19 protein-coding genes are annotated in these 21,580 nt (G+C 69.5%); 10 read left to right on the top strand and 9 right to left on the bottom strand.

Features of this window, described 5'->3' with window-relative positions:
* Positions 1-18: 18 nt before the first annotated feature.
* The 3 genes from GTY67_RS19315 to GTY67_RS19325 are packed head-to-tail and all read left to right on the top strand — an operon-like array spanning position 19 to position 3,848.
* Positions 19-1,269 carry a nucleotide sugar dehydrogenase gene (locus GTY67_RS19315; RefSeq protein ID WP_093694033.1) on the top strand — a complete coding sequence of 417 codons (1,251 nt, stop codon included), beginning with the start codon at positions 19-21 and terminating at the stop codon, positions 1,267-1,269.
* A 45-nt stretch (positions 1,270-1,314) separates the two neighbouring features.
* A complete protein-coding gene (locus tag GTY67_RS19320) occupies positions 1,315-2,712 on the top strand; it encodes a hypothetical protein (protein ID WP_161279480.1) in 1,398 nt (465 codons plus the stop codon).
* Positions 2,694-3,848 (top strand): glycosyltransferase family 4 protein, encoded by a 1,155-nt coding sequence (locus GTY67_RS19325; RefSeq protein ID WP_161279481.1) that lies wholly within the window; start codon positions 2,694-2,696, stop codon positions 3,846-3,848. The genes GTY67_RS19320 and GTY67_RS19325 overlap by 19 nt, the downstream gene beginning before the upstream one ends.
* Positions 3,849-3,890: 42 nt before the next feature.
* Here GTY67_RS19325 and GTY67_RS19330 read toward each other — a convergent pair whose 3' ends face one another.
* Positions 3,891-4,535 (bottom strand): NAD(P)-binding domain-containing protein, encoded by a 645-nt coding sequence (locus tag GTY67_RS19330; protein ID WP_161279482.1) that lies wholly within the window; start codon positions 4,533-4,535, stop codon positions 3,891-3,893.
* Positions 4,536-4,581: 46 nt separating this feature from the next.
* Positions 4,582-5,394, bottom strand: a complete 813-nt coding sequence (locus GTY67_RS19335) for an inositol monophosphatase (RefSeq protein WP_161279483.1) — start codon at positions 5,392-5,394, stop codon at positions 4,582-4,584.
* Positions 5,395-5,508: 114 nt separating this feature from the next.
* On the opposite strand from GTY67_RS19335, the gene GTY67_RS19340 reads away from it, so the two are divergent.
* The 3 genes from GTY67_RS19340 (at position 5,509) to GTY67_RS19350 (ending at position 10,242) form a co-directional block, all read left to right on the top strand.
* Positions 5,509-6,420 carry a LysR family transcriptional regulator gene (locus tag GTY67_RS19340; protein WP_161279484.1) on the top strand — a complete coding sequence of 304 codons (912 nt, stop codon included), beginning with the start codon at positions 5,509-5,511 and terminating at the stop codon, positions 6,418-6,420.
* Between the two features lie 197 nt (positions 6,421-6,617).
* Positions 6,618-8,561, top strand: coding sequence for a DUF4157 domain-containing protein (locus tag GTY67_RS35555; protein ID WP_343238710.1), 1,944 nt, complete (start codon positions 6,618-6,620; stop codon positions 8,559-8,561).
* A 280-nt stretch (positions 8,562-8,841) separates the two neighbouring features.
* Positions 8,842-10,242, top strand: a complete 1,401-nt coding sequence (locus tag GTY67_RS19350; RefSeq protein WP_161279485.1) for an MFS transporter — start codon at positions 8,842-8,844, stop codon at positions 10,240-10,242.
* A 55-nt stretch (positions 10,243-10,297) separates the two neighbouring features.
* Here the strand turns inward: GTY67_RS19350 and GTY67_RS19355 are convergent, their stop codons facing one another.
* From GTY67_RS19355 to GTY67_RS19370, 4 genes are all read right to left on the bottom strand, one after another.
* A complete protein-coding gene (locus GTY67_RS19355) occupies positions 10,298-11,725 on the bottom strand; it encodes a GH1 family beta-glucosidase (protein ID WP_161279486.1) in 1,428 nt (475 codons plus the stop codon).
* Positions 11,726-11,786: 61 nt separating this feature from the next.
* A complete protein-coding gene (locus GTY67_RS19360; protein WP_093694039.1) occupies positions 11,787-12,698 on the bottom strand; it encodes a carbohydrate ABC transporter permease in 912 nt (303 codons plus the stop codon).
* Positions 12,695-13,675, bottom strand: coding sequence for a sugar ABC transporter permease (locus tag GTY67_RS19365; RefSeq protein WP_093694040.1), 981 nt, complete (start codon positions 13,673-13,675; stop codon positions 12,695-12,697). The genes GTY67_RS19360 and GTY67_RS19365 overlap by 4 nt, the downstream gene beginning before the upstream one ends.
* Before the next feature lie 173 nt (positions 13,676-13,848).
* Positions 13,849-15,159, bottom strand: a complete 1,311-nt coding sequence (locus GTY67_RS19370) for an extracellular solute-binding protein (RefSeq protein ID WP_093694041.1) — start codon at positions 15,157-15,159, stop codon at positions 13,849-13,851.
* Between the two features lie 243 nt (positions 15,160-15,402).
* Between GTY67_RS19370 and GTY67_RS19375 the strand changes: the two genes are divergently transcribed.
* Entirely contained in the window at positions 15,403-18,249 is a 2,847-nt protein-coding gene (locus GTY67_RS19375) for a glycosyl hydrolase (RefSeq protein WP_161280175.1), read from the top strand.
* Between the two features lie 141 nt (positions 18,250-18,390).
* Here GTY67_RS19375 and GTY67_RS19380 read toward each other — a convergent pair whose 3' ends face one another.
* Positions 18,391-19,434 carry a LacI family DNA-binding transcriptional regulator gene (locus GTY67_RS19380; RefSeq protein ID WP_161279487.1) on the bottom strand — a complete coding sequence of 348 codons (1,044 nt, stop codon included), beginning with the start codon at positions 19,432-19,434 and terminating at the stop codon, positions 18,391-18,393.
* Positions 19,435-19,656: 222 nt separating this feature from the next.
* Between GTY67_RS19380 and GTY67_RS19385 the strand changes: the two genes are divergently transcribed.
* Both GTY67_RS19385 and GTY67_RS19390 read left to right on the top strand, forming a co-directional pair.
* Positions 19,657-19,917, top strand: a complete 261-nt coding sequence (locus tag GTY67_RS19385; protein ID WP_093694043.1) for a hypothetical protein — start codon at positions 19,657-19,659, stop codon at positions 19,915-19,917.
* Entirely contained in the window at positions 19,907-20,152 is a 246-nt protein-coding gene (locus GTY67_RS19390) for a hypothetical protein (protein ID WP_161279488.1), read from the top strand. Before GTY67_RS19385 ends, GTY67_RS19390 begins: the two co-directional genes overlap by 11 nt.
* A 113-nt stretch (positions 20,153-20,265) precedes the next feature.
* Here GTY67_RS19390 and GTY67_RS19395 read toward each other — a convergent pair whose 3' ends face one another.
* Both GTY67_RS19395 and GTY67_RS19400 read right to left on the bottom strand, forming a co-directional pair.
* Positions 20,266-20,619 carry a PRC-barrel domain-containing protein gene (locus GTY67_RS19395; RefSeq protein WP_093694045.1) on the bottom strand — a complete coding sequence of 118 codons (354 nt, stop codon included), beginning with the start codon at positions 20,617-20,619 and terminating at the stop codon, positions 20,266-20,268.
* 99 nt (positions 20,620-20,718) lie between these two features.
* On the bottom strand, positions 20,719-20,889 hold the full coding sequence (locus tag GTY67_RS19400; protein WP_093694046.1) for a hydrophobic protein: 171 nt from the start codon (positions 20,887-20,889) through the stop codon (positions 20,719-20,721).
* 214 nt (positions 20,890-21,103) lie between these two features.
* Here GTY67_RS19400 and GTY67_RS19405 point away from each other — a divergent pair, with 214 nt between their 5' ends.
* Positions 21,104-21,556 (top strand): SRPBCC family protein, encoded by a 453-nt coding sequence (locus GTY67_RS19405; protein WP_161279489.1) that lies wholly within the window; start codon positions 21,104-21,106, stop codon positions 21,554-21,556.
* Positions 21,557-21,580 lie beyond the last annotated feature (24 nt).

Here is a 21,580-nt window from a genome sequence, read left to right on the forward strand (position 1 = left end):
AACCGAGTAGGAGCTGCTATGGAGATAGTCGTCGCTGGTCAGGGCTATGTGGGGCTCCCCCTGGCCGTACGCGCCGCAGAGGTGGGCCACCGTGTCGTCGGCTACGACGTGGACCCGCACCGCGTCCAGCAGCTCGCTGCCGGCCAGTCCTACATGAGGGATGTGGACTCCTCGCGGCTGCGCGCAGTGCTGGACTCCGGGGCCTACTCCGCGACCGCCGACGCTGCCGCGCTGGCCGGCTTCGACATCGCGGTGATCACCGTGCCCACCCCGCTGCGGGACGGCGTGCCCGACCTGACCTACATCGAGTCATGCGCCTGGACGCTGGGCGAGCACATTCGTCCCGGTGCGACGGTGATCCTTGAGTCCACGAGCTACCCCGGCACCACCGAGGAGCTGCTGCTGCCGATCCTGGAAGAGGTGTCCGGCCTCAAGGGCGGGGTGGACTTCATGGCCGGATTCAGTCCCGAGCGGATCGGAAACAAGCGATGGTCGTTCGACGGGACGCCGAAGGTGGTGTCCGGAATCGACGCCAAGTCTCTCGATGTGATCAAGACTTTCTATGACGGCATCTTCCGGACCACGGTCCCCGTGTCCGGGACGAAGGTTGCCGAGCTGGCCAAGCTGATCGAGAACACCTTCCGGTTCGTCAACATCTCCATGGTCAACGAGATGGCGATGCTGGCCTCTGCCCTCGGCGTGAACATCTGGGAGGCGATCGACGCCGCCGCGACGAAGCCCTTTGGCTTCACGCGCTTCACCCCGGGGCCAGGAGTCGGCGGGCACTGCCTTCCCGTTGACCCGATGTTCCTCTCATGGAAGACCCAGCAGGAGCTTGGCGTCCCGTTCCGGTTCGCAGAGCTGGCCGCCGACGTCAACCGGCACATGCCCGACTACGTCGTCCGGCGTCTCGTAGAAGCACTCGGCAAGCGCGGCATGCCCGCCTGTGGATCTCGGATTCTGCTGCTCGGTCTGACGTACAAGCACAACGCCACCGACCTTCGCAATTCTCCTTCGGCGCGTGTCGCCGAACTTCTCATGGACCTCGGCGCCGAGGTCCATGGAGCCGAACCCAATATCCCGGACGGCGGCCACACCGATCTGAACCTCCTCCGGGTCGATGCGACCCCGGAGGAGGTAGCCGCCGCTGATGCGGTAGTCCTTCTCATGGATCACCCGCAATTCGACCCCCTGATGATTGAGAATTGCGCCACGTATGTTCTCGACTGTCGAAATCGCCTTTCCGGGCCGAACGTCGAGACGCTTTAGTCTCCCTCCCGGCCTCGCCGCCAATCCTGCGTCCTGGGAGTTGTCTTGCGCAACGAATGGGAACACGCCCATACGGACTACACCACACCTGCGCGGCGTCAAATTCCTGCCTCGCTGGTCGATAGTGAGAATGACTGGCGCCACTACCTGGAATGCTCAACCGCCAACGGCTGGTTGATACGGCACAACGCCATGACTGAAGCGCTCGTCAGCGGAAAGTCGATGTACCTGCTGCACACCACCAGGGGCATCGACGCCATCCGTGCCAGCGGGGAGTTGCACGTCTCCACCGGATGCCTGGTCGGGGCCCTGTACTGCACGCCTCTTGTCAGCCGGCGCGGAGGGTTGCGCCCTCACAATCTCGGCACCTACCTGATGCGGACCAAGCCTTCCACCACGCCCCTGGTCTTCGAGGTGACCCCGGACGCTCCGATGCCGCCCAAGGGCGTTGACTACCTGCATCTCGGTGCCATCCACCTTCGTACCTACGAGCGCTACCGGAGCTTCCTCACCCCGGCCGAGAACGACCAGCTCAATCATGCGCTGGTGGGCGGGCTGCGAGCCGCAGCGGTGTTTCTCGACATCGCTCTGCGTAACGCCACCGGGCATGCCACTCCGGCATCCGCGTTCATCGACCAGGCGTCGGACGCGGTGGCCCACGTACCGTTCCTCGGCTATCTGTACTTCGAGGTTCTGTCCGAATACCTAATGCTCCACTCCACCGCTCCGGAGACCAAGGTATGCGCCCAGGCGGGAGAGCTGAACAACTGGCTCTACAAGCGACTCGCATTCGCCGCCGTGGATGGCATGGACCGGTTATTCGACTTGTCCCGCTTCGCGCCCCGTTACGGCAGGCTCATCCAGCTCACCGAAAGGATCGAACCGGGTCTCGGCCCGGGAGTGGCCGAATATGTTCGGCGACGACTTTCCCACCTGTTCGCCCGGGCCGCGCTGCACCCGTCCCAGGACGCGGCGTCAGTCTCCTTCCAGGGTGCCGATCTCAACACGCTCCGGAAATTCGCGCCCGGACTGATCGGCCAGATGGTCTTTCGCCAAATCCGGTACATGCCCCGCTATCAGCAGCTCTATCACTGCTTTGAGAAAGCCAAGGCTCTTGAGGCATGGGACTACTGGAACAGCGAAGGAATACCAACCCCCTTCAATGGAATCCTCCCCAAGGGGGAGATAGGGATAAATCCCCTCTACCCCAGATCGGCCGTCCGGGTATGGGCAGCGGAGCAGGACAGCAAGGGCCACTTGCATCCGGCCGAGGAAATCGCGGCCACCTTCACGCCGCACCTGGCGTCGTGGTGGGCCCCTTCTCGTCAGCGCGAGGCGCGGCACGCCACCTACGGCTCACGGGTGGAGTCGGCTCTGGAAGTCCGGATTGCCACTCAGCGGCTATCGACGAACGGAGTCTCCACATGGCTGCCAAACGCCTGAAGATCCTGACCGGCATCAACCGCATCTCCGTGCCTTCGTCCGGGAGCATGATCCTTGTCAACGACCTCTACGGTGCGATGCCTGACACCCGCACGACCTTTCTCGGCAGAGCACCGGTCGATCAGGACTGGAAGGCCACGTTCGATCATCTGATCACTCTCTCCACAACGAAGCGCCCTCAAGGCCCCGGCTTCGACCGGTACGTTGACGAGCTGACGCACGAGGTCGGTGCGCTCATCGAGAAGATCCAGCCGAACGTCATCCATGCCCAGTACCTCGGGTTCGCTCTCAGCCTGGCCTTTACCCGAACCGCCGGCAACATTCCGATCATCGCCATCGCCCATGGCCCCGAAGTGATGGTGGCCGAGCGCAGCGCATCGGAACGCGAGATCGTGAATCAAGTTGCGGCCGCAAGCGCCGCGATCGTCACCCCGACCGCGGCCCTCGCCGATCGCGTCGACCGTCTCACCGGACGTCGATTCGCCGATCGGCTCACCGTCATCCCGTGGGGAATCCGCTTGAGCGATATTCGGGTTCGCAATCAATCGTCTACTGCCACCGGGGGCCTGTCCCTGGTGCACGCAGGCCGTCTGGATGACAACAAGTCCACGATCACTGCTGTCGAAGCCCTGGCTTTGACCGATCGGCCGCACCGCTTGACCGTGATCGGCAGCGGACCTCTGCGAGAACGACTGGAACGGCGGGCCATCGCCCTCGGATTGCGGGGCCGAGTTCAGTTTCATCCATCCCTGCCTCGTGCCGAACTGTGGTGCCGCCTACCGAACTTCGACGCTTTTGTCTTCACCACCAGAGGTGTGGAGGCTTTCGGACTCGTCCTCATCGAGGCCCAGGCCCACGGACTTCCGGTTGCCTACTCCGATCTTCCCGGTGTGAGGGAAATCCTGGGTAGCAGCGGTCTTCCCTACGCGCCCGGCAACCCCCGCTCGCTGGCCCTGGCCCTGGATGAGATGGGTCGCGACTTCCGTCGGCGCGAAGCGCTGACCGAGGCAGCTCTTAACAACGCGCGCCGGTACGACATCACTACCACCGCCCGTCAGCTTCGCGAACTGACGGTCCGTGTAGTCCTTTCATACAAGTACGGCGGGCTCCCTGCTCCACCGGCAAACGCCCGCTGATGCCCCGGCGCGGCGCTCACCGCTCTCGGCCCGGCCGTGGGCTCAGCGTGCGAGGGAGACCGCGAAGGGCTGGAAGCCGTGTCGGCGCATGATGTGGGGGACCACCAGGATCATGGCCTCGGTGGCGCGGGCTGTGCTGATGTCGCCCAGGTCTTCCATCCAGCCGCGCTGCCAGCCCAGGTCGGCGAGCAGGTCGGTGACGGTCTTCTTCGCGGGGCCGTCGTTGCCCGAGAGGTAGACGGTCGGCGGGGTCGCCAGGGTTTCGGGTGCCGTCATGACCATGAACAGCATGGTGTTGAGCGTCTTGACCACATGGGTGTCGGGGAGCGCGGCCTGGAGCTTCTCGGCGAGGCTGCTGCCCGGGTAGCACAGGTCGCCGGGCAGGCCGTCCTCCGCGTCGCGGGTGGCGTTGGAGATGTCGATGAGGATCTTTCCGGACAGCTCGGTGCGCAGTGCGGTGAGGCGGTCCAGGGAAGTGTCGCCGGGCGTCGCGTTGATCACGATGTCCGCCGTGCGGGCCGTGGTGCGCTGGTCCGCGACGGTGATCCGCGGCGCGGCCCCGGCCGTGCTGGCGGTGGTGTCCTCCAAGGACCGGACGCCGAGGGTGACTTGGTGTCCGGCGGCGGCGAGCTTGTCGGCCAGGTTGGAACCGACGCGGCCCGCGCCCAGGATGCCGATGGTGGTCATGAGGTGACGCTCCTTGCGGTGGTGAGGGGTGGAGGGGGAGAAGGGCTCAGGCGATCGGGGACAGGAGCTTTGCCGTGGCAGCGTGGATGCCGGGGGCCGAGGCGAGGAAGTCGCGGCTGCCCGTGTGCCAGGGCTCGCCCGCCAGGTCGGTGACCGTTCCCCCGGCCTCGGCGACCAGCAGGGCGCCCGCCACCAGGCCGGAGCGGACGTCGGAGAACTGCCAGAACGCGTCCATGCGCCCGGCCGCGACGTGGATGAGCTGCAAGGTGGCGGGGACGGACACACGTACGACCAGGCCGTTGATCAGCATGGCCGTGACGGAGTCGCCGATCCGCCGGAAGGTCCGCTCGCTCTCGCCGGGCCTCGCCTGGCCCGTGCCGACGAGCGCGGCACCCAGCTCGGTCTTGGCGGACACCTTCAGGGGCCGGCCGTTGAGGTGGGCGCCGCCGTCGGCGACGGCCGTGTAGGTGTCGCCGGTCAGCGGCAGGTGGACGACGGTGAGGACCGGCCGGTTGTCGCTGACCAGGGTGGCGGTGACGGCCCAATCGTCCATGCCGTGGACATGGTTGATGTTGCCCTCGGCGGGGTCGACGACCCACCACTCCCCGGGCGGCAGCGCGCCGCCGGCCAGCTCGTCCTCGGCCCACTGCGAACCCGGCCGGGCCCGCAGCAGCGGTTCGCGCAGGACCGCCAGTACCGCGTCGTCGTTGGCGTGGATCTCCGCGACGACCTCGTCCAGGCTCACGCCTCGGGCGTGCGGGGTGTAGCGGTCGCGCAGCGTGACACCGGCGGCCTTCACCGCCGCGGTCACGTCGGTCAGGAGCGTCGTACCGGCGGCGAAAGGCATGGGTGTGGTCATGAAGGGCTCCTTGGATTCTGTCGATGCGGGCGGTCCGTCCCGCCCCGCACTTCGACGTTAGGCCGCCCGGCCATTAACAACAAGTGCATGCTTGTCACTTGTAGAGTTACTGCCATGCAACTGGATCTGAACCTGCTGACAGCCCTGGACGCCCTGCTGGAAGAGGGCAGTGTCGCCGGTGCCGCTGCTCGCCTCCACGTCACCTCACCGGCGATGAGCCGCTCCCTGGGGCGCATCCGCAAGGTCACCGGCGACCAGATCCTGGTCCGCACCGGCCGCAGCATGACCCCCACCCCTCGTGCCCTGGCCATGCGCGCCCAGGTCCACGCCCTCGTACAGCAGGCCCATCAACTCCTGTCCGCAGAGCAGGAACTCGACCTGGCGGCTCTGGACCGGGTGTTCACCGTGCGGTGGCACGACGCCCTGACCGCCGCCTGCGGTACGGCCCTGACCACCGCCGTCCACCGTCAGGCCCCCGGCGTACGGCTGCGGCTGTCCGCCGAACCCGGCGCGGACGGGCCCGAGTTGCGGCGGGGCGAGGTGGACCTCGAATCCAGTTCCGGCGTTCCGGCGTCCCCCGACATCCGCCACCGCCTCGTCGGCAGCGACCGGCTGGTCGTCGCCGTCCGCCCGGGCCACCCGCTCACCGAGGACCCGGCGAGCCTCGAACGCTACGCGGCCGCCGAGCACTTGACCGTCTCGCGGCGCGGCAGCCTGCGCGACCCGATCGACGACGCCCTGACCTCGTACGGCCTCGAACGGCGCGTCGTCGCCGCCGGGCCCACAGCCGCCTACGCGCTCCAACTCGCCCTCGAATCCGACCTGGTGGTGACCCTCCCCGACGCGGTCACCCGCGCCGCCCGGGACCGCCTCGGCCTGACCGCGCTGGCGCCGCCCCTTCCGTTGCCGGAGGTGCCGTTGTACCTGCTCTGGCATCAGCGTTACGACGACGACCGCGCCCACGTCTGGCTGCGCGACCTGGCCACCGAGACCGTCCAGGCGCTCTTCTCGCCGGTGAACGCCTGATCGTCGCGAGCGCCCCCCACCGGCCGACTCGCCAGGGTTCCGGAACTGGCGGGGAGCTGCCCGGCCGGCTCCGGGCGCCTCGGGCCATCCCCGTACTGCCCGTCCGGCCACCCCTCTCTGCCCTCAGGTTCCTGGCCCCGCGAACGATCACCGCGTATGCAGGAAGGATCGCTACCTCTACGCAGGGAAGGCCCGCTGTGCACGCCCAGCAGAACGACCGAACCGTACGGGCCGAACCCACCGCCCGTACCCCCTCCCGCGCGCCTGCGGTGGAGGGCGGGGCGCCGCCGCCGTACGGGCTCATGGAGGTGCAGGCCACCGTCGGCAACGCGGCCGTCGTCCAGATGCTGCGCGATTCCGAGCAGGCCGTGGACCAGGAGGGGCATCGGCACGGTGCGGGGTGCGGGCACGGGAGCGGGGGCGGTGTCGTGCAGCGGTCCGCCGTGCACGCCGTGCTGCGCACCCCCGGGCGGCCTCTCGACGACGCCACCCGCGGCGACATGGAGGCCCGGCTGGGGGCCGACTTCTCCGACGTACGCATCCACAACGACGCGGCGGCCAAGGCATCCGCCGCCGAGGTCGGGGCCCGCGCCTACACCAGCGGCAGCCACGTCGTCATCGGCGACGGCGGGGCGGACAAGCACACCCTGGCCCATGAGCTGACCCACGTCATCCAGCAGCGTTCCGGGCCCGTCGCGGGGACCGTCAACGGGGCCGGCCTCAAGGTCTCCGACCCCTCCGACCGCTTCGAGCGCGAGGCCGAGGCCAACGCGACCCGGGTGATGCGGAGCGCCGTACCCGAGGCGGCCGCACCGGTCCGGCGGGCACGGCCGTCCGCACCGGCTCCGGGCGTCGCGGCCGTGCAGCGGGCCGCCGAGCTCAACGGTCTGAACGGCGGCGGCACCACCGGCACCTTCGGGCAGGCCGTGGCCGGTGCCGAGCCCGAGGGCGTCGGGACGGTCGCCCTCGTCCCCGTCGTCCTCAGCCAGGGCCTGAACCTCATGGACGTGGCGCAGAAGTACGAGGAGGGCTTCGCCGGAGGTACGGCGCCGGCCGACCGCTTCGCGTTGGTCATCGGCGTCAACATCCGGGTCCGGAACCAGCAGGAGGCGACCGCCGCGCAGACCCTGCTGACCCAGAAGACCACCGCCTTCCTCGGTACCTGGGGCGCGAACCGGTTCCGGGTCGCGGTCATCGGGTTCACCTGGGCCAACCACGCCACCGACGCCCAGGAGACGAACCAGCGGACCATCCCGTACGGCGAGATCAGGGACCGGATCATGCGCTCCCCGGAGACCACCGCCATGATCGCCGGGCTGCGCGGGGCCGGCAGGCAGCACGTCTATCTGCACACCAGCGACTCCGACACCGCCTCCTTCGACACGGAAGCCGGACCGCTGTTCTCGGCCGCCGCCGAGCACCTGGAATCAGGCGAGCTGGACGTGTTCAGCGGCGGCTACACCTCGCCCGTCGGCAGCAGGACCGGCGACAACGGCATCCTGATCTGGCACGCGAGCCAGGTGGACCTCGCCGTCCGCAAGGCCATGGCCCAGGTGGAACCCAACCTGGTCTACTACCCCGAACCCAGCACCTTCGTGAAGGTGCACGAGCACTACGAGGACCTGGAAGCCGGCGTCACTTTCGGCAGCGGGGCGGAAGAGGGCCAGCACCTCGTGGACTCGCTCTACAAGAACCGGTACGACGGCGTGAAGGGCGACTTCGACCCGCGGTTCGCCATCTCCACCGACATGAGCCGCGTCGGCCAGAACGTCGGGTCGCATCCCACGGGCGCGCCGGTCACCAACGACACCATCCAGCAGCTCTTCGCGCTCGCCCAGACCCACGCCAGGCCCCAGGAGTGGACGAAGCGCGTCGAGAGGGCGTACGGCATCACGGATGCCGCCGTCTCCAGGACCCTGGAGGGACTCGTCTTCGCCGGACTCACCATGGAGAACCTGTCCAAGCTGCCCCTGCCCCTCCCCGCGAACCCCATCGGCGCCAAGGCCATCGACAGCGCGGCCCGGAAGGACCCGCTCAAGGGGGTGGACACCGGGGTCGTGGAGACCGCCAAGGCCAGCAGGGACATCCTGGTCCGCGCCCTCCTCGCCGCCATCCAGGCTCTCCAGGCGCGCAACAACTAGGCAGTGAGGGGCGGCGGTTCAGGCCTACCGCCCCCGGGGAGGGCCCGTTGTGAGGCGGATCACCCCTCCCCGTGGCGCGGACCAGGTCGAGACCGGTGGTTACGATGGGTGGATCTGCTCGGCCCCTTGGCCGAGGTGGTCAGGCCCGGCATCCGGTGTCTGGTCCGAGGCTGGAAACCTCCGGCGCTCGTGACACAGAACCCCGGAGGTTTCTTTCGTGTCTGTCCTCCTGCCTGCCCAGCCCACAGCACCCGATCCCCGTCGATGGTGGGCGCTGGCCGTGATCGCCCTGACGCAGCTGGTGGTCGTCCTCGACGCGACGATCGTCAACGTGGCCCTGCCCCAGGCCCAGCTCGAACTGGAGCTGAGCGACACCGAGCGGCAGTGGGTCATCACCGCGTACGTCCTGGCGTTCGGCGCGCTGCTGCTGCTCGGCGGGCGCATCGCCGACTACTGGGGGCGCAAGCGCAGCTACATGGTCGGGATGCTCGGCTTCGGTCTCGCCTCCGTGTGGGGCGGACTGGCCCAGAGCGGCACCGAACTGATCGCGGCGCGCGGTCTGCAAGGCGTGTTCGCGGCGCTGCTGGCGCCCGCGGCGCTCGCCCTGCTGACGGTCACGTTCCCGGCCGGGCGCGAGCGCGGAACGGCGTTCGCGGTCTTCGGTACCGTCGCCGGCACCGGTGCCGCCGTGGGCCTGGCCCTGGGCGGCGTCCTGACCGAGTTCGCCGACTGGCGGTGGTGCCTCCTGGTCAACATCGTCTTCGCCGTCGTCGGCCTGGTCGGCGCGCTGCTGTTCGTCTCCGAGAGCCGGGTCGAGGGCGGCAACGGGTACGACATCCGGGGCACCCTGGCCGTCACCCTCGGCCTGGCCGCGCTCGTCTACGGGTTCACCCTCGCCGAGACCGGGTGGACCGAGCCGGACACCATCGGCTTCCTCGCCGCCGGCCTGGTGCTGCTCGCCGTGTTCGTACGGATCGAAGCCCGGGCCCCGCAGCCGCTGCTGCCGCTGCGGATCGTGCGGGACCGCGGCCGCGCCGGGGCCTTCCTCATCCAGGCGACCATCGGCGCGGTCTACATCGGGATGACCCTCTACCTGATGTTCCACCTACAGATCGTGCTCGGCCTCTCCCCGCTCCTGGCCGGGCTCGCGAGCCTCGCGATGACCTTCGCCACCATGGCCACCGCACCCGTGGCCGCCCGGCTGCTCCCCACCCGGGGCCCGCGGGTGCTGATGACCGGGGGGCCGCTGATCGCCGCGGCCGGGATGCTGTGGCTGACCTTCGTCACCGCCGACGGGAGCTACTGGACCGAGGTCTTCGGGGGCCTGATCGTCGTCGGCATCGGGATCGCCTTCGTCATCATCCCCGTACAGAACGTCGCCCTCGTCGGCGTCGACCCCCACGACGCCGGTGCGGCCTCGGCCCTCGTCAACTCCGCCATGCAGATCGGCGGTTGCGTCGGCCTGTCGGTGTTCACCACGGTCTACCTGGGGGCCGTCGAACGTTCCGCCGCCGGTGGTGACGGCCGCGCCGCCGCCCTCACCGAGGGCCACTCCGCGGTCTTCCTCGCCACCGCCGTCACCCTGGTGGTCGCCGCGATCATCGCCGCGACCATGCTCCGTGGGCCCCGGCCCGCCGCCGCCTCGCACCAGCTCGCCGAGGTACCGGCCCACGTCGGCTGATGCCCGTACCGCTGCTCGTCCCCCGGCCTTCCAGGGCCGGGGGACGAGCGCCGCCTCACCCCCGCTCCAGCCCGCCCCGCGCCACGACCCCCGCGTACCACCGCGCGCTGTCCTTCACCGTGCGGCGCTGCGAGGCGAAGTCCACGTGGACGATGCCGAAGCGCTTGCTGTACCCGTACGCCCACTCGAAGTTGTCCAGCAGCGACCACAGGAAGTAGCCGCGTACGTCGACCCCGTCCTCGATCGCCCGGTGTACGGCGCTCAGGTGCGCGTCCAGGTACGCCACCCTCTCCGGGTCGTGCACCTGGCCCTCGGGGTCCGCGTAGTCGTCGTACGCCGCCCCGTTCTCGGTCACCAGGAGCGGGACGTGCGGGAGTTCGTCGCGGAGGCGGGTCAGGAGTTCGTACAGGCCGTTCGCGTCCACCGGCCAGTCCATCGCCGTGCGCGGGCCCTCCGCCGGGGTGAACGCCACATGCTGTTCGGCGCCCGCCCACGGCGAGGGGGAGTCGGAGCTGCCCGCCGAAACCACGCTCGGCGAGTAGTAGTTGATGCCCAGCGAGTCGATCGGGGTCGACGTGACCTCCAGGTCGCCGTCCTTCACGAACGACCAGTCCGTCACCGCCGCCGTGTCCGCCACCAGGTCCTGCGGCAGCCGCCCGTGGAAGACCGGGTCCAGGAAGATCCGGTTCGCCACCGCGTCGATCCTGCGCACCGCGTCCCGGTCCGCCTCGGTGTCGGCCAGGGGGCGCAGGGCGTGCAGGTTCAGGGTCAGGGAGATCTCGGCCGTCGACGGGAGGCGGTCGCGCAGGACCCGGGTCGCTCCGCCGTGCGCCAGGTTGAAGTGGTGCGCGGCGCGCAGTGCGGCGAGGTCGCTGGTGCGGCCGGGGGCGTGGACCCCGTTCCCGTACCCCAGAAACGCCCCGCACCAGGGCTCGTTGAGCGTCGTCCACGTCGACACCCGGTCGCCCAGCGCCCCCGCCACCAGCCCCGCGTACTCCGCGAACCGGTGCGCCGTGTCCCGCTCCGGCCAGCCGCCCGCGTCCTCCAACTCCTGCGGCAGGTCCCAGTGGTAGAGCGTCGCGACCGGTCTGATGCCCGCCCCCAGCAGCTCGTCCGCCAGGCGGCGGTAGAAGTCCAGGCCGCGTTCCACCGCCGGGCCCCGGCCCGTCGGCTGGACGCGGGGCCAGGAGACGGAGAACCGGTAGTCCGTGACGCCGAGTTCCCGCATCAGCTTCACGTCCTCCGGCATCCGGTGCAGATGGTCGGCGGCGATGTCACCGGTGTCGCCGTTGCGCACCTTGCCGGGGGTACGGCTGAACGTGTCCCAGATGGAGGGCGTACGGCCGTCCTCCGTGGCCCCGCCCTCGATCTGGTACGCGGCGGTGGCCGTCCCCCACCGGAAGCCGGCCGGGAAGCGGAGCACCGTACCGGTCTCGGGGCGGGCGCCTGTGGAGGTCGCCGGGCGGGCATCGACAGCGGTCATGAGACGGACACTCCAGGGGTGAGGGGAGGAGGGGGTGAGTAAAGGGAGCAAGGCACGGGGGTCAGCCCTTCACCGCGCCCTGCATGATGCCGCCCACGATCTGCCGGCCCAGCAGGCCGAAGACCAGCAGCACCGGCAGTGTGCCCAGCAGCGTGCCGGCCATGATCACCGACTGGTCGTTGACGTAGCCGCCGCCCAGCTGCCGCAGTGCGACCTGCACGGTCGGCTCCTGCGAGGAGAGCGCGATGATCGGCCAGAAGAAGTCGTTCCACGCCGTCATGAACGTCAGCATCCCGAGCACCGCCATCCCCGGCCGTGCGATCGGGATCACGATCGACCAGAAGATGCGGGCCGTGGACGCGCCGTCCACGCGGGCCGCCTCGATCAGTTCGTCCGGCAGCGACTGCACCAGGTACTGGCGCATGAAGAAGACGCCGAACGCCGAGACCAGGCCCGGCAGGATCACCGCTTGGAGCTGGTTCACCCACTGGAGTTCGGCGATCAGCATGAAGAGCGGGATCACGCCCAGCTGCGGTGGGATCATCATCGTCCCGATCGTCAGCGTCAGCAGCGCGCCCCGGCCCCTGAACTTCAGCTTGGCGAAGGCGAATCCGGCCAGCGTGCAGCACAGGACCGTACCGAGCGTGATCGACGACGACACGATCAGCGAGTTCAGCAGCGCCTTGCCGATGTCCGCCTCTTCGAGCACCGCGTCGAAGTTCTTGATCAGGTTCGAGCCCGGCAGCAGGCTCGGCGGCACCTGCGCCATGTCCGCGTTGGACCGGCTGGCCGCGACGATCGTCCAGTAGAAGGGGAACGCCGAGATCAGCAGGGCGAAGCCGAGGATGAGGTACGAGAGCCAGCCGCCCTTCATCGTCCGCCCCGCGCCCCCCTTACGGAGGCGCCGGCCCGGCGGGTCCTGCGGCGGGCGGCCCGTCTCCGGGGCCGTCGGCGGTGCGGCGAGCGCGGTCATCGGCCGGCCTCCTTGCGTGAACGGCGCCGCGCGATCAGGGCGTTGACCCCGACGAGCACCACGATCAGGACGAACATCACCCAGGCGATGGCCGCGGCCCGGCCCAGGTGGAAGAAGCCCCAGCCCTGCTCGTACATGTACAGGCCCAGGGTCTGGTACTGGTGCGAGATGCCACCCGAGATCGAACCCTCGAACAGCAGCGGCTCACCGAAGAGTTGGGTCGCCCCGATGGTCGAGATGATGACCGTGAAGATGATCGTGGGGCGCAGCCCGGGGAGCGTGACGTGGATGAACTGCCGCCAGCGCGACGCCCCGTCCATCTCCGCCGCCTCGTACAGCTCGTGCGGGATCGACTGCATGCCCGCCAGGTAGATCAGCGCGTTGTACCCCGTCCACCGCCAGATCACGATCGTCGACACCGCGATCTGCGAGGCGACCGTGCCCGTCTGCCAGTCCACCGGGTCGAAACCGACCAGCCCGATCACGTAGTTGATCAGCCCGAAGTCCCGGCCGAAGAGCTGCGCGAAGACGAGCGTGGCGGCGGCGACGGAGGTCGCGTACGGGAGCAGGATCGCGGTCCGGATGAACGTCCGGCCGCGCAGCTTGTAGTTGAGCAGGTGCGCGAGGCCCAGCGCCATCGCCAGCTGCGGGACCGTCGACAGCACGCCGATGGTGAACGTGTTGCGCAGTGAGATCCAGAAGTATTCGTCGGTGAAGAGCGCCGTGTAGTTGGCGATGCCCCGCCACTCCATCTCGCCGCTCGTCTGGAGTTCGACCCGGTAGAGCGAGACGAACGCCGTGTAGAGGAGCGGGAAGAGGCCGAAGGCGAGGAAGAGGGTGAAGAAGGGGGCGATGTAGGCGTACGGGGACGCCTTGCGCCAGGTACGCCGGAGAGCGGCTGCCCGACCGTCGTCGGGCCCGGGTCCGGTTCCGGCCGGGCGGCTCGGCCCGGCCTTCGCGGTGGCGGTGAGGGACACGATGCGGCCCTTCGGGATCGGGGAGCGATGAGTAGGTGCGAAGCGGGGGTACGGGGGTGGCGCCCGCCATCAGGTGACGGCGACGGGCCACGGGGGTGGGGCCGGTTCACCGTGGTGCGCACCGGTGGACCGGCCCCGGGGAGGGGGAGAGCGGGAGGGGCAGCGGACCGGCGTCAGCCGATCACGTTCGCCACGCCCTTCTTCGCCGTCTCCCACGCCTTGTCCGACGAGACCCCCTTGCGCTCCACCTCGCTCAGCGCGTTCGTCAGCTGCTGCATCACGTTCTGGTCGTGCACACCCAGCACCTGCACCGGGGACTCCTTGGCCGCGTCACCGAAGATCTGGCCGATCGGGGCGCCGGAGAAGTAGTCGTCCTTGGCGTCCGCGATCTTCTCGATCGCGCCCGTCGAGGAGGGGAAGTTGCCCTGCTTCTGGAAGACCTTCGCCTGCTGCTCGGGGGCGGTCAGCCACTCGATCAGCTGGTACGCCTCCTTCTTGTGCTTGGCCGCACGCGGGATGGAGAGGTACGAGCCGCCCCAGTTGCCGGCCCCGCCGGGCAGCTTGGCGATGTCCCACTTGCCCTGGCCGCCGTCACCGGCCTGGCCCTTGATGTAGCCGAGCATCCAGGCCGGGCAGGGGATCGTGGCGAAGGAACCGGCGGCGAACGCCTGGTTCCACTGCGGGGACCACTGGTCGAGTTTGGCGCTCAGGTCCGCCTCGGCCGCCTTCACGGAGGTGTCCCAGGCCGTCTTGACCGCCGGGTTCTTCTCGTAGATCAGCTCACCGGAGGCGTTGTAGTACCGCTCCTCCTCCTGGCCGATCATGATCCCGTAGAGCGAGCCGATGCTGTCCAGCCAGGCGCTCTTGGCGGGGGCCTTCTTCTTGTACTCCTTGCCCAGCTCCAGGTAGCCGTCCCACGTGGCCCACTTCTGCGCGAGCTCCTCGCGGTCGGTGGGGAGGCCGGCCTGCTTGAAGAGGTCGGTGCGGTAGCACATCGCCTCGGGGCCCACGTCCGTGCCGAGGCCGAGGACCTTGCCGTCCTTCGTGGTCGCCGCCGACCACTTGGCCTCGGCGAACTCGTCCTTGAGCTTGTCGGCCCCGAACTCCTTCAGGTCCTGGAACTTGTCGGACTGCTGCTGGGTGACCGAGGCGATGCGGCCCACCTCCACCCCTTGCACGTCCGCGAGACCGCCGCCGCCCGCCAGGCGGGTCTGGAGCGACTTCCAGTAGTCCGCCTCGTCCTGGGTGTCGCTCTGCTTGATCGTCACGTTCGGGTGGAGCTTCTGGTACTCGTCGTAGAGCCCGGCCTCCTTGAAGCCGAACGATCCGAAGAGGTCGACCGTGAGCGTGACCTTCCCGCCCGCGCTGTCGGAGGTGTCCGACGAGTCGCCGGATCCGGATCCACAGGCGGCGAGGAGCGCCCCGGCGAGGACGGCCGCGCCGAGGCGGACGGTGGCTCTCTTGGCGGCTCGGGCGATGGGCATGGGAAGCCTCCCTTGGCTTCGGGGTGAACCGAGCGCTTTGAGAGCGCTCTCAAAACCTGCGTCTGGAGCGTCCCCCACCACCTCCGCCCCGTCAAGACTCGAACGCATAACAGCTTGGCGTTACACCCGGCCGTCGCCCAACTGCCTTCTGTGTGCGTTCTCTTGACACTTAGGTTTCAGGAGTTTTACGTTCCTTGGCACTTGAGAGCGCTCTCGAAGGTGCTCTCTCCCCCCATGATGACCATGATCGAGGTGCTGCTCGTGCAAGCCTCCCTCCCCAGACCGGCCCCCGGACCCGCCTCCCGGCTCGCCTCGCGGCCCGCGGCGGCGACGCTCCTGGCCATCGCCCTGGCCGCCGTCACCCTGGGCCCGGCCGCCTCCCCCGCGGCCGCCGCCACCATCCCCGCAGGCGCCGGCAGCTACACCGACTCCCGCCCCGCCGGCACTCAGGGCCCGACCACCAACACCGGCGCCCCCGTCACGCCCAAGCTCACCACCGCCGCCCGGAACCAGCCGGTCCCGACCAACGACTGGTGGTCCTCGCTCGCCTTCCAGCGCTACGGCGACAACCCGTACTCCACCCCCATGTACGGGCACCCGCTCACGTACCAGGCCAAGGCCTCCGGCCTGGAGGTCGGCTACCCGACGACGCCCGCCATCGTCGGGGACGGCCGGCAGTACGAGTACGCCCACAAGGCCGACCTCACCGTCGGCCTCACCGGCCTGAACTCCCCGGACACCAAGGCGGACGCCTGGTCCGACTGGACGGTCACCCCGTACTGGGCGGACGGCTCCCGCACCTTCCGGGCCACCATCGGCCACGGCATGCCGTTCGTGTACGCCAAGGGGTCCGGCGGCGACGCCCGGATCACGACCGCCTCCACGCCCACGGTCTTCTCCAACCAGGGCAACGTCGTCGGCATCACGGTCGCCGGGCACCACTACGCCCTCTTCGCCCCGACCGGCTCCAACTGGAACATCTCCGGCACCACGATCACCGCCGGGCTCGGTTCCAAGGACTACTTCTCGCTCGCCGTGCTGCCCTCCACGGACGCGCTCGCGACCTACCGCAAGTACGCCTTCAGCTTCGTCACCGGCTCCCAGGTCGCCTGGCAGACCACCGGCGGCAACGTACGGGCGACCTACACCCTGACCACGGAGGCCCGGGAGGGCACCGAGCGCGGCACGCTCCAGGCGCTCTACCGCCACCAGTGGCTCCATACGACCGACGCGCTGACCCCGTACACGTACGTCTCACCGCGCGGCACGATGAAGGTGCGCGAGGCCGCCTCCTTCACCACCAGCCAGCGCAACAACGGCGTCGTTCCCGCGCTCCCCGTCTCCAGCGGCGTCGACCGGGCCCGGCTGACCGGCTACCTCAACGAGGTCGCCAACGCCTCCGACCCGTTCTCGGGGGCCAGGGACACCTACTGGACCGGCAAGGCGCTCGGCAAGCTCGCCCAACTGGTGCCCATCGCCGACCAGATCGGCCAGACCGCTGTCCGCGACAAGCTGCTGGGCCTGATGAAGGGCCGGATGCAGGAGTGGTTCACGGCGGGCGGCGCCAGTGAGTTCAGCTACGACAAGGACTGGAAGACCCTCACCGGGTACCCGGCCTCGTACGGCAGCGACACCGAGCTCAACGACCACCACTTCCACTACAGCTACTACGTGTACGCGGCGGCGATCATCGCCCAGTACGACCAGGCCTGGGCGGCCGACTCGGCCTGGGGCACGATGGTCAAGCACCTGATCCGCGACACCGCCAACCCCAGCCGTACCGACTCCGCCTACCCCTTCCTGCGCGGCTTCGACGTCTACGCGGGCCACAGCTGGGCCTCCGGCCACCAGGGCTTCGCGGCGGGCAACAACCAGGAGTCGTCGTCGGAGTCCATCAACCTCAGCGCCGGACTGGTGCTGTGGGGTGCGGCGACCGGCGACAACTCCCTGCGTGACCTCGGCAGTTACCTGCTGACCACCGAGTCCGAGGCGATCACCCAATACTGGTTCGACGCCAACGACACGGTCTTCCCCGCCTCGTACAAGTACGGCACGGTCGGCATGGTCTGGGGCAGCGGTGCTTCCTACTCCACCTGGTGGACGGCGAACCCGGAGGAGATCCACGGCATCAACGTCCTCCCTGTGACCGGTGGTTCACTCCACCTGGCCCGTGAGAAGGCGGCCATCAAGCGCAACATCGCCGAGATGGAGCGCGAGAACGGCGGCCCGGCCCAGGAGTGGCGCGACCTGCTCTGGGAGTTCGAGGCCCTCTCCGACCCGGCGTCGGCGAAGGCCAAGTGGGACGGTGTGAACGGGAATTACACCCCGGAGGAGGGTGAGTCCAAGGCGCACACCTATCACTGGATCAACACCCTCAACACGCTCGGCGCCCCGGACATGACGGTCAGCGGCGACCTGCCGACCTCCGCCGTCTTCGCCAAGAACGGCACCCGTACCTACACCGCCCACAACCACGGCTCCACCGCCCGTACGGTGACCTTCTCCGACGGCAAGACCCTCTCCGTACCGGCCCGTTCGACGGCCGTCAGCACGGGACCCGGTGGATCCAACCCCGACCCGGAAGAGCCCGGGGAGCCCGGCAACCCGTCCACCGGCAACACCTTCCGCCTCAAGACCGGCGGCACCCTCACCACCGCCACCACCGACCCGGCGGGTGCGGACACCATCGCCTCCGCCGACGGTGTGAACCGGGACGGCACCCCGTACCGCCCGACCGTCTACGAGGTGAAGCGGGTCAACGGCAAGGTCTCCGCCGGGGCCGCCACCGCGTTCCGCCTCCGGGTCGACGCGGGCACCAAGGTCGGGCTCGCCCCGCAGGTCCGGGTCAGCTACGACCTGACCGGCGACGGCACCTTCGACCGCACCGAGACCTTCCGCTACTTCGCCACCGACCCGGTCAACGGGTGGGAGGAGTACACGCAGGCGGTCGGCGCGCAGGCGACCACCGGCAGCCTGGGCGAGCTGAAGAACGGCACGGTCCGCCTGGAGATCTGGAACGCGCTCGGCAACGGCACGTCCCAGGTGCAGACGGGCACGGACGCGGCGGTGCTGCGGATCCCGTACGTGTAGGACCCATGACCCCGTACGTGTGAGCAGCTGATGTACGGGCACGATCGGTGCGGCGGGTCTCCGGCTCCTCAGGGCGGAGGCCCGCCGTACTCATGCACCCGGTACTACGGCGAAGCGCGTCGTACCAGCCCTCACCCGGTACTACGCCGAGGCGCGTCGTACCAGCGTCGTCGGGGTGATCACCGAGTCGGGCGCCGGGCCGTTCCCCGTACGGTCGCGGTCCAGGCCGCGCAGCAGCAGCCGGGCCATCAGCCGGCCCTGGCCCTCGATGTCCTGGTTCACCGTGGTCAGCGGCGGGTCGGTCTCCTCCGCCACCCCGTCCATGTCGTCGAACCCGACGATCGCCACCTGCTCCGGCACGGAGATCCCGCGCTCCCGCAGGACCCGCAGCGCGCCCGACGCCATCAGGTCGTTGGCGACGAAGACCGCGTCCAGGTCGGGCCGCCGCTCCAGCAGCTCAGCCATCGCCCGCGCCCCGCTCTCCACGGTGAACCCGCCCTCGGCGACGAGCGTCGGGTCCACGTCGATGAGCACGTCCCGGTAGCCGTCGAGGCGGTCCATCGCGGAGGTCTGGTCGGGCGGCCCGCCGATGTGCGCGATCCGCTTCCGCCCCAGGTCCCGCAGATACTGCACGGCCACCCGCGCCCCGCCCCGGTTGTCGGCGTCGACATAGGGAACGGCCTGGTCGCCGGGGTCGGCGGTCCAGCTGGGCCGGCCCCCGTACACCGTCGGAATCCCCGCCCGCCGGGTGATCGCGGGCAGCGGGTCGTCGGTGTGGAGCGAGAAGGCGAGCGCGCCGTCCACGTGGCCGCCGGAGAGGTAGCGCGCGATGCGGTCGAAGTCGCCGGGCCCCTCCACCAGCAGCAGGACGAGCTGGGTGTCGTGGGCGGTCAGCTCCTTGCTGATGCCCCGGATCTGCTGGGAGAAGAAGGGGTCCGAGAAGATCCGTATCTCCGGCTCGGCGATGACGACGGCCACCGCGCCGGTCCGCCGGGTCACCAGGGTCCGGGCCGCGTGGTTGGGGATGTAGCCGAGCTCGTCGACCGCCTTGAGCACCTTGTCGACCAGCGGTTTGCGGACTCCGTCGCCCCCGTTGACGACCCGCGAGGCGGTGGCCCGGGAGACCCCCGCACGCGCTGCGACGGCTTCCAGGGTGGGCCGGGACCCGGGGGACTGCTCGGGCAAGGCGGTCGCTCCTCGTCGACGGGGGCGGCGACACGCGGGGTGGTGCTGGCCTGTGCCGTCGCCGGTTCGGCTACAGCCTAGCGCCGGGCCGGACGGACGGCTGAGAGCGCTTCCAAGCGGTGGAACGGACTCCGGTTGGCCGTTGGGCGCCTCCTCCGGGCCTCCCGCGCGTTGGACACGCTGGGTAGGCATTGCGCTTACTCGGAGTGGAAGGTGTGCAGCATGGAAGCGACGGAGCGGCGCAGGGCGGCGGCGGACCGGGTGCGGGCGGCGGAGGACACGGTGGCGCGGCTGAAGGAAGGGCTCGCCGGGCTGGGCGTGACGCTGCCTTCGCTGCGGGTCGACCCCGTCTCGTGCGCGGGCAACGAACCGACGCCCCTGGTCGACCTGGGCCGCTGCAACATCGACACCGCGTTGCGGCTGTGCGAGGTGCTGGCGGAGAAGGCGGAGAGCGCGGAGAAGGGGAGCGGTCATGGCGGGTGAGGGGCTCGACGAGCGATGTACGCCCGGGCCGGGGTCGTTCGCGGTGGACGGCCGGGACGGGCGCGTCGGCCGGGTGGTGGGCCGGGCCGGGGCCGGGGAGGACGTGCGGTTGCGGCCGCCGGGCGGCGGCCCCGAGTGGTCCTGCCCCGCGGACGCCCTGAGGCCGGCCCCGCCGGGCGTGGTGCTCCGGGCCCGGGTGACGGAGATCAACCGGGAGGGACAGCTGCCGCGTTGAGGTGCGGCGGGCGCACACGTGAGGCGGCGGGGCCGACCCCTCCTCGGGGTCGGGCCCGCCGCCGTTCAGGGGCGTACGCGCGCCAACAGGGCTTGCTCGTACGCGAATCGGGGTCACATGATGCGGAACGTCATGTAGTACGCGGAGACTTGGGCGTGGTAGCCCGGGTCCTCCGCCTGCCGGTGGCGGTCGAACTCGGGTGAGTCCTTCACCTGCTCCTTGGTGAGGTCCACGTAGACCTTGCGGCCCGCCGTGTCGATGTGCCGGACCGTGCCCGCCGGGAGCAGGACGTCCTTGCCGAAGATCCAGGCCCCGGTGTCGACGAGCAGATAGGCGGATCCGGCCTCGTCGGAGTGCTTGTCGACCTTTCCGATGCTGCCGTCGGTCGCCTCCACCGAATACCCGGAGAGATCGGCGCCCGCAGTGTGACCGCTGGACGGCTGATAGCCCCACAGGGAGTCGCTCATCGTGGCCCCTTTCGCAAAGGTCGATTCAACTCATCATCGATGAATTGGCTGATGGCTTCGCCGGTTATCCGTGTGCCCCGTTGCCGTCGGCCGGTACCGCTACCAGCGGTACCAACGGCCCCGTCGGCCGCCACTTGCGGCGGGCCGGACGAAGAAGCCCACGACCCAGATGGCCAGGACGATCACGGCGATCCACCAGAGCGCTTTGAGCGCGAATCCCGCGCCGAAGAGGAGCAGGATGAGCAGAAGAACGAGTATCAGGGGAACCATGTTTACCAACCTCCGGAAATTCGGGTTCCCGGCGATGCTTTCCTTACACGCCACCGGCATCCATCGATCTTATTTTTTCTTCACACGCAGAATCACACGCAGGAAATGCCTGGTGGGAGGGTGTGGGCGAGGAGCGGAGCGGGCAGGCGAGATTCGTCATGTTTTGGACCCTCGGGACCCTTGGGTCACATTCCCCCCTGTTTGAGGAGTCATCGTGGTCGACGTCAGGCGTTCGTTCACCGTCGCGTGTCCGCTGGACCGGGTCGTCGCGTACCTCGCCGATTTCTCCCGGGCGAAGGAGTGGGACCCCGGGACGCGCGAGTGCGACCGGACGGACGGCCCGGCCGGGGCCCCCGTCGTCCAGGGAGCCAGGTGGCACAACGTCTCCGAGTTCCGGGGGCGGCGCACGGAGCTCACGTACCGGCTGGATGTGAAGGAGCCGGACCGGCTGGTCTTCGTCGGCACCAACAAGACGGCCGCCTCCACCGACGACCTCACGTTCCGGGCCGAGGGCGAGGGAACGACCCGGATCACCTACCACGCGCACATCCGCTTCAAGGGCATCGCCCGGCTCGCCGACCCGTTCCTGCGCCGGGAGTTCGAGCGGCTCGGCGACGAGATCACCCGGACCATGCCGCGCGCGGTGCTCGCCCACTGCGGGGCCTGAGGCGCCGGGTGGTAGGAAGACGGG

The organism is Streptomyces sp. SID8374, from assembly GCF_009865135.1.
Lineage (GTDB): Bacteria > Actinomycetota > Actinomycetes > Streptomycetales > Streptomycetaceae > Streptomyces.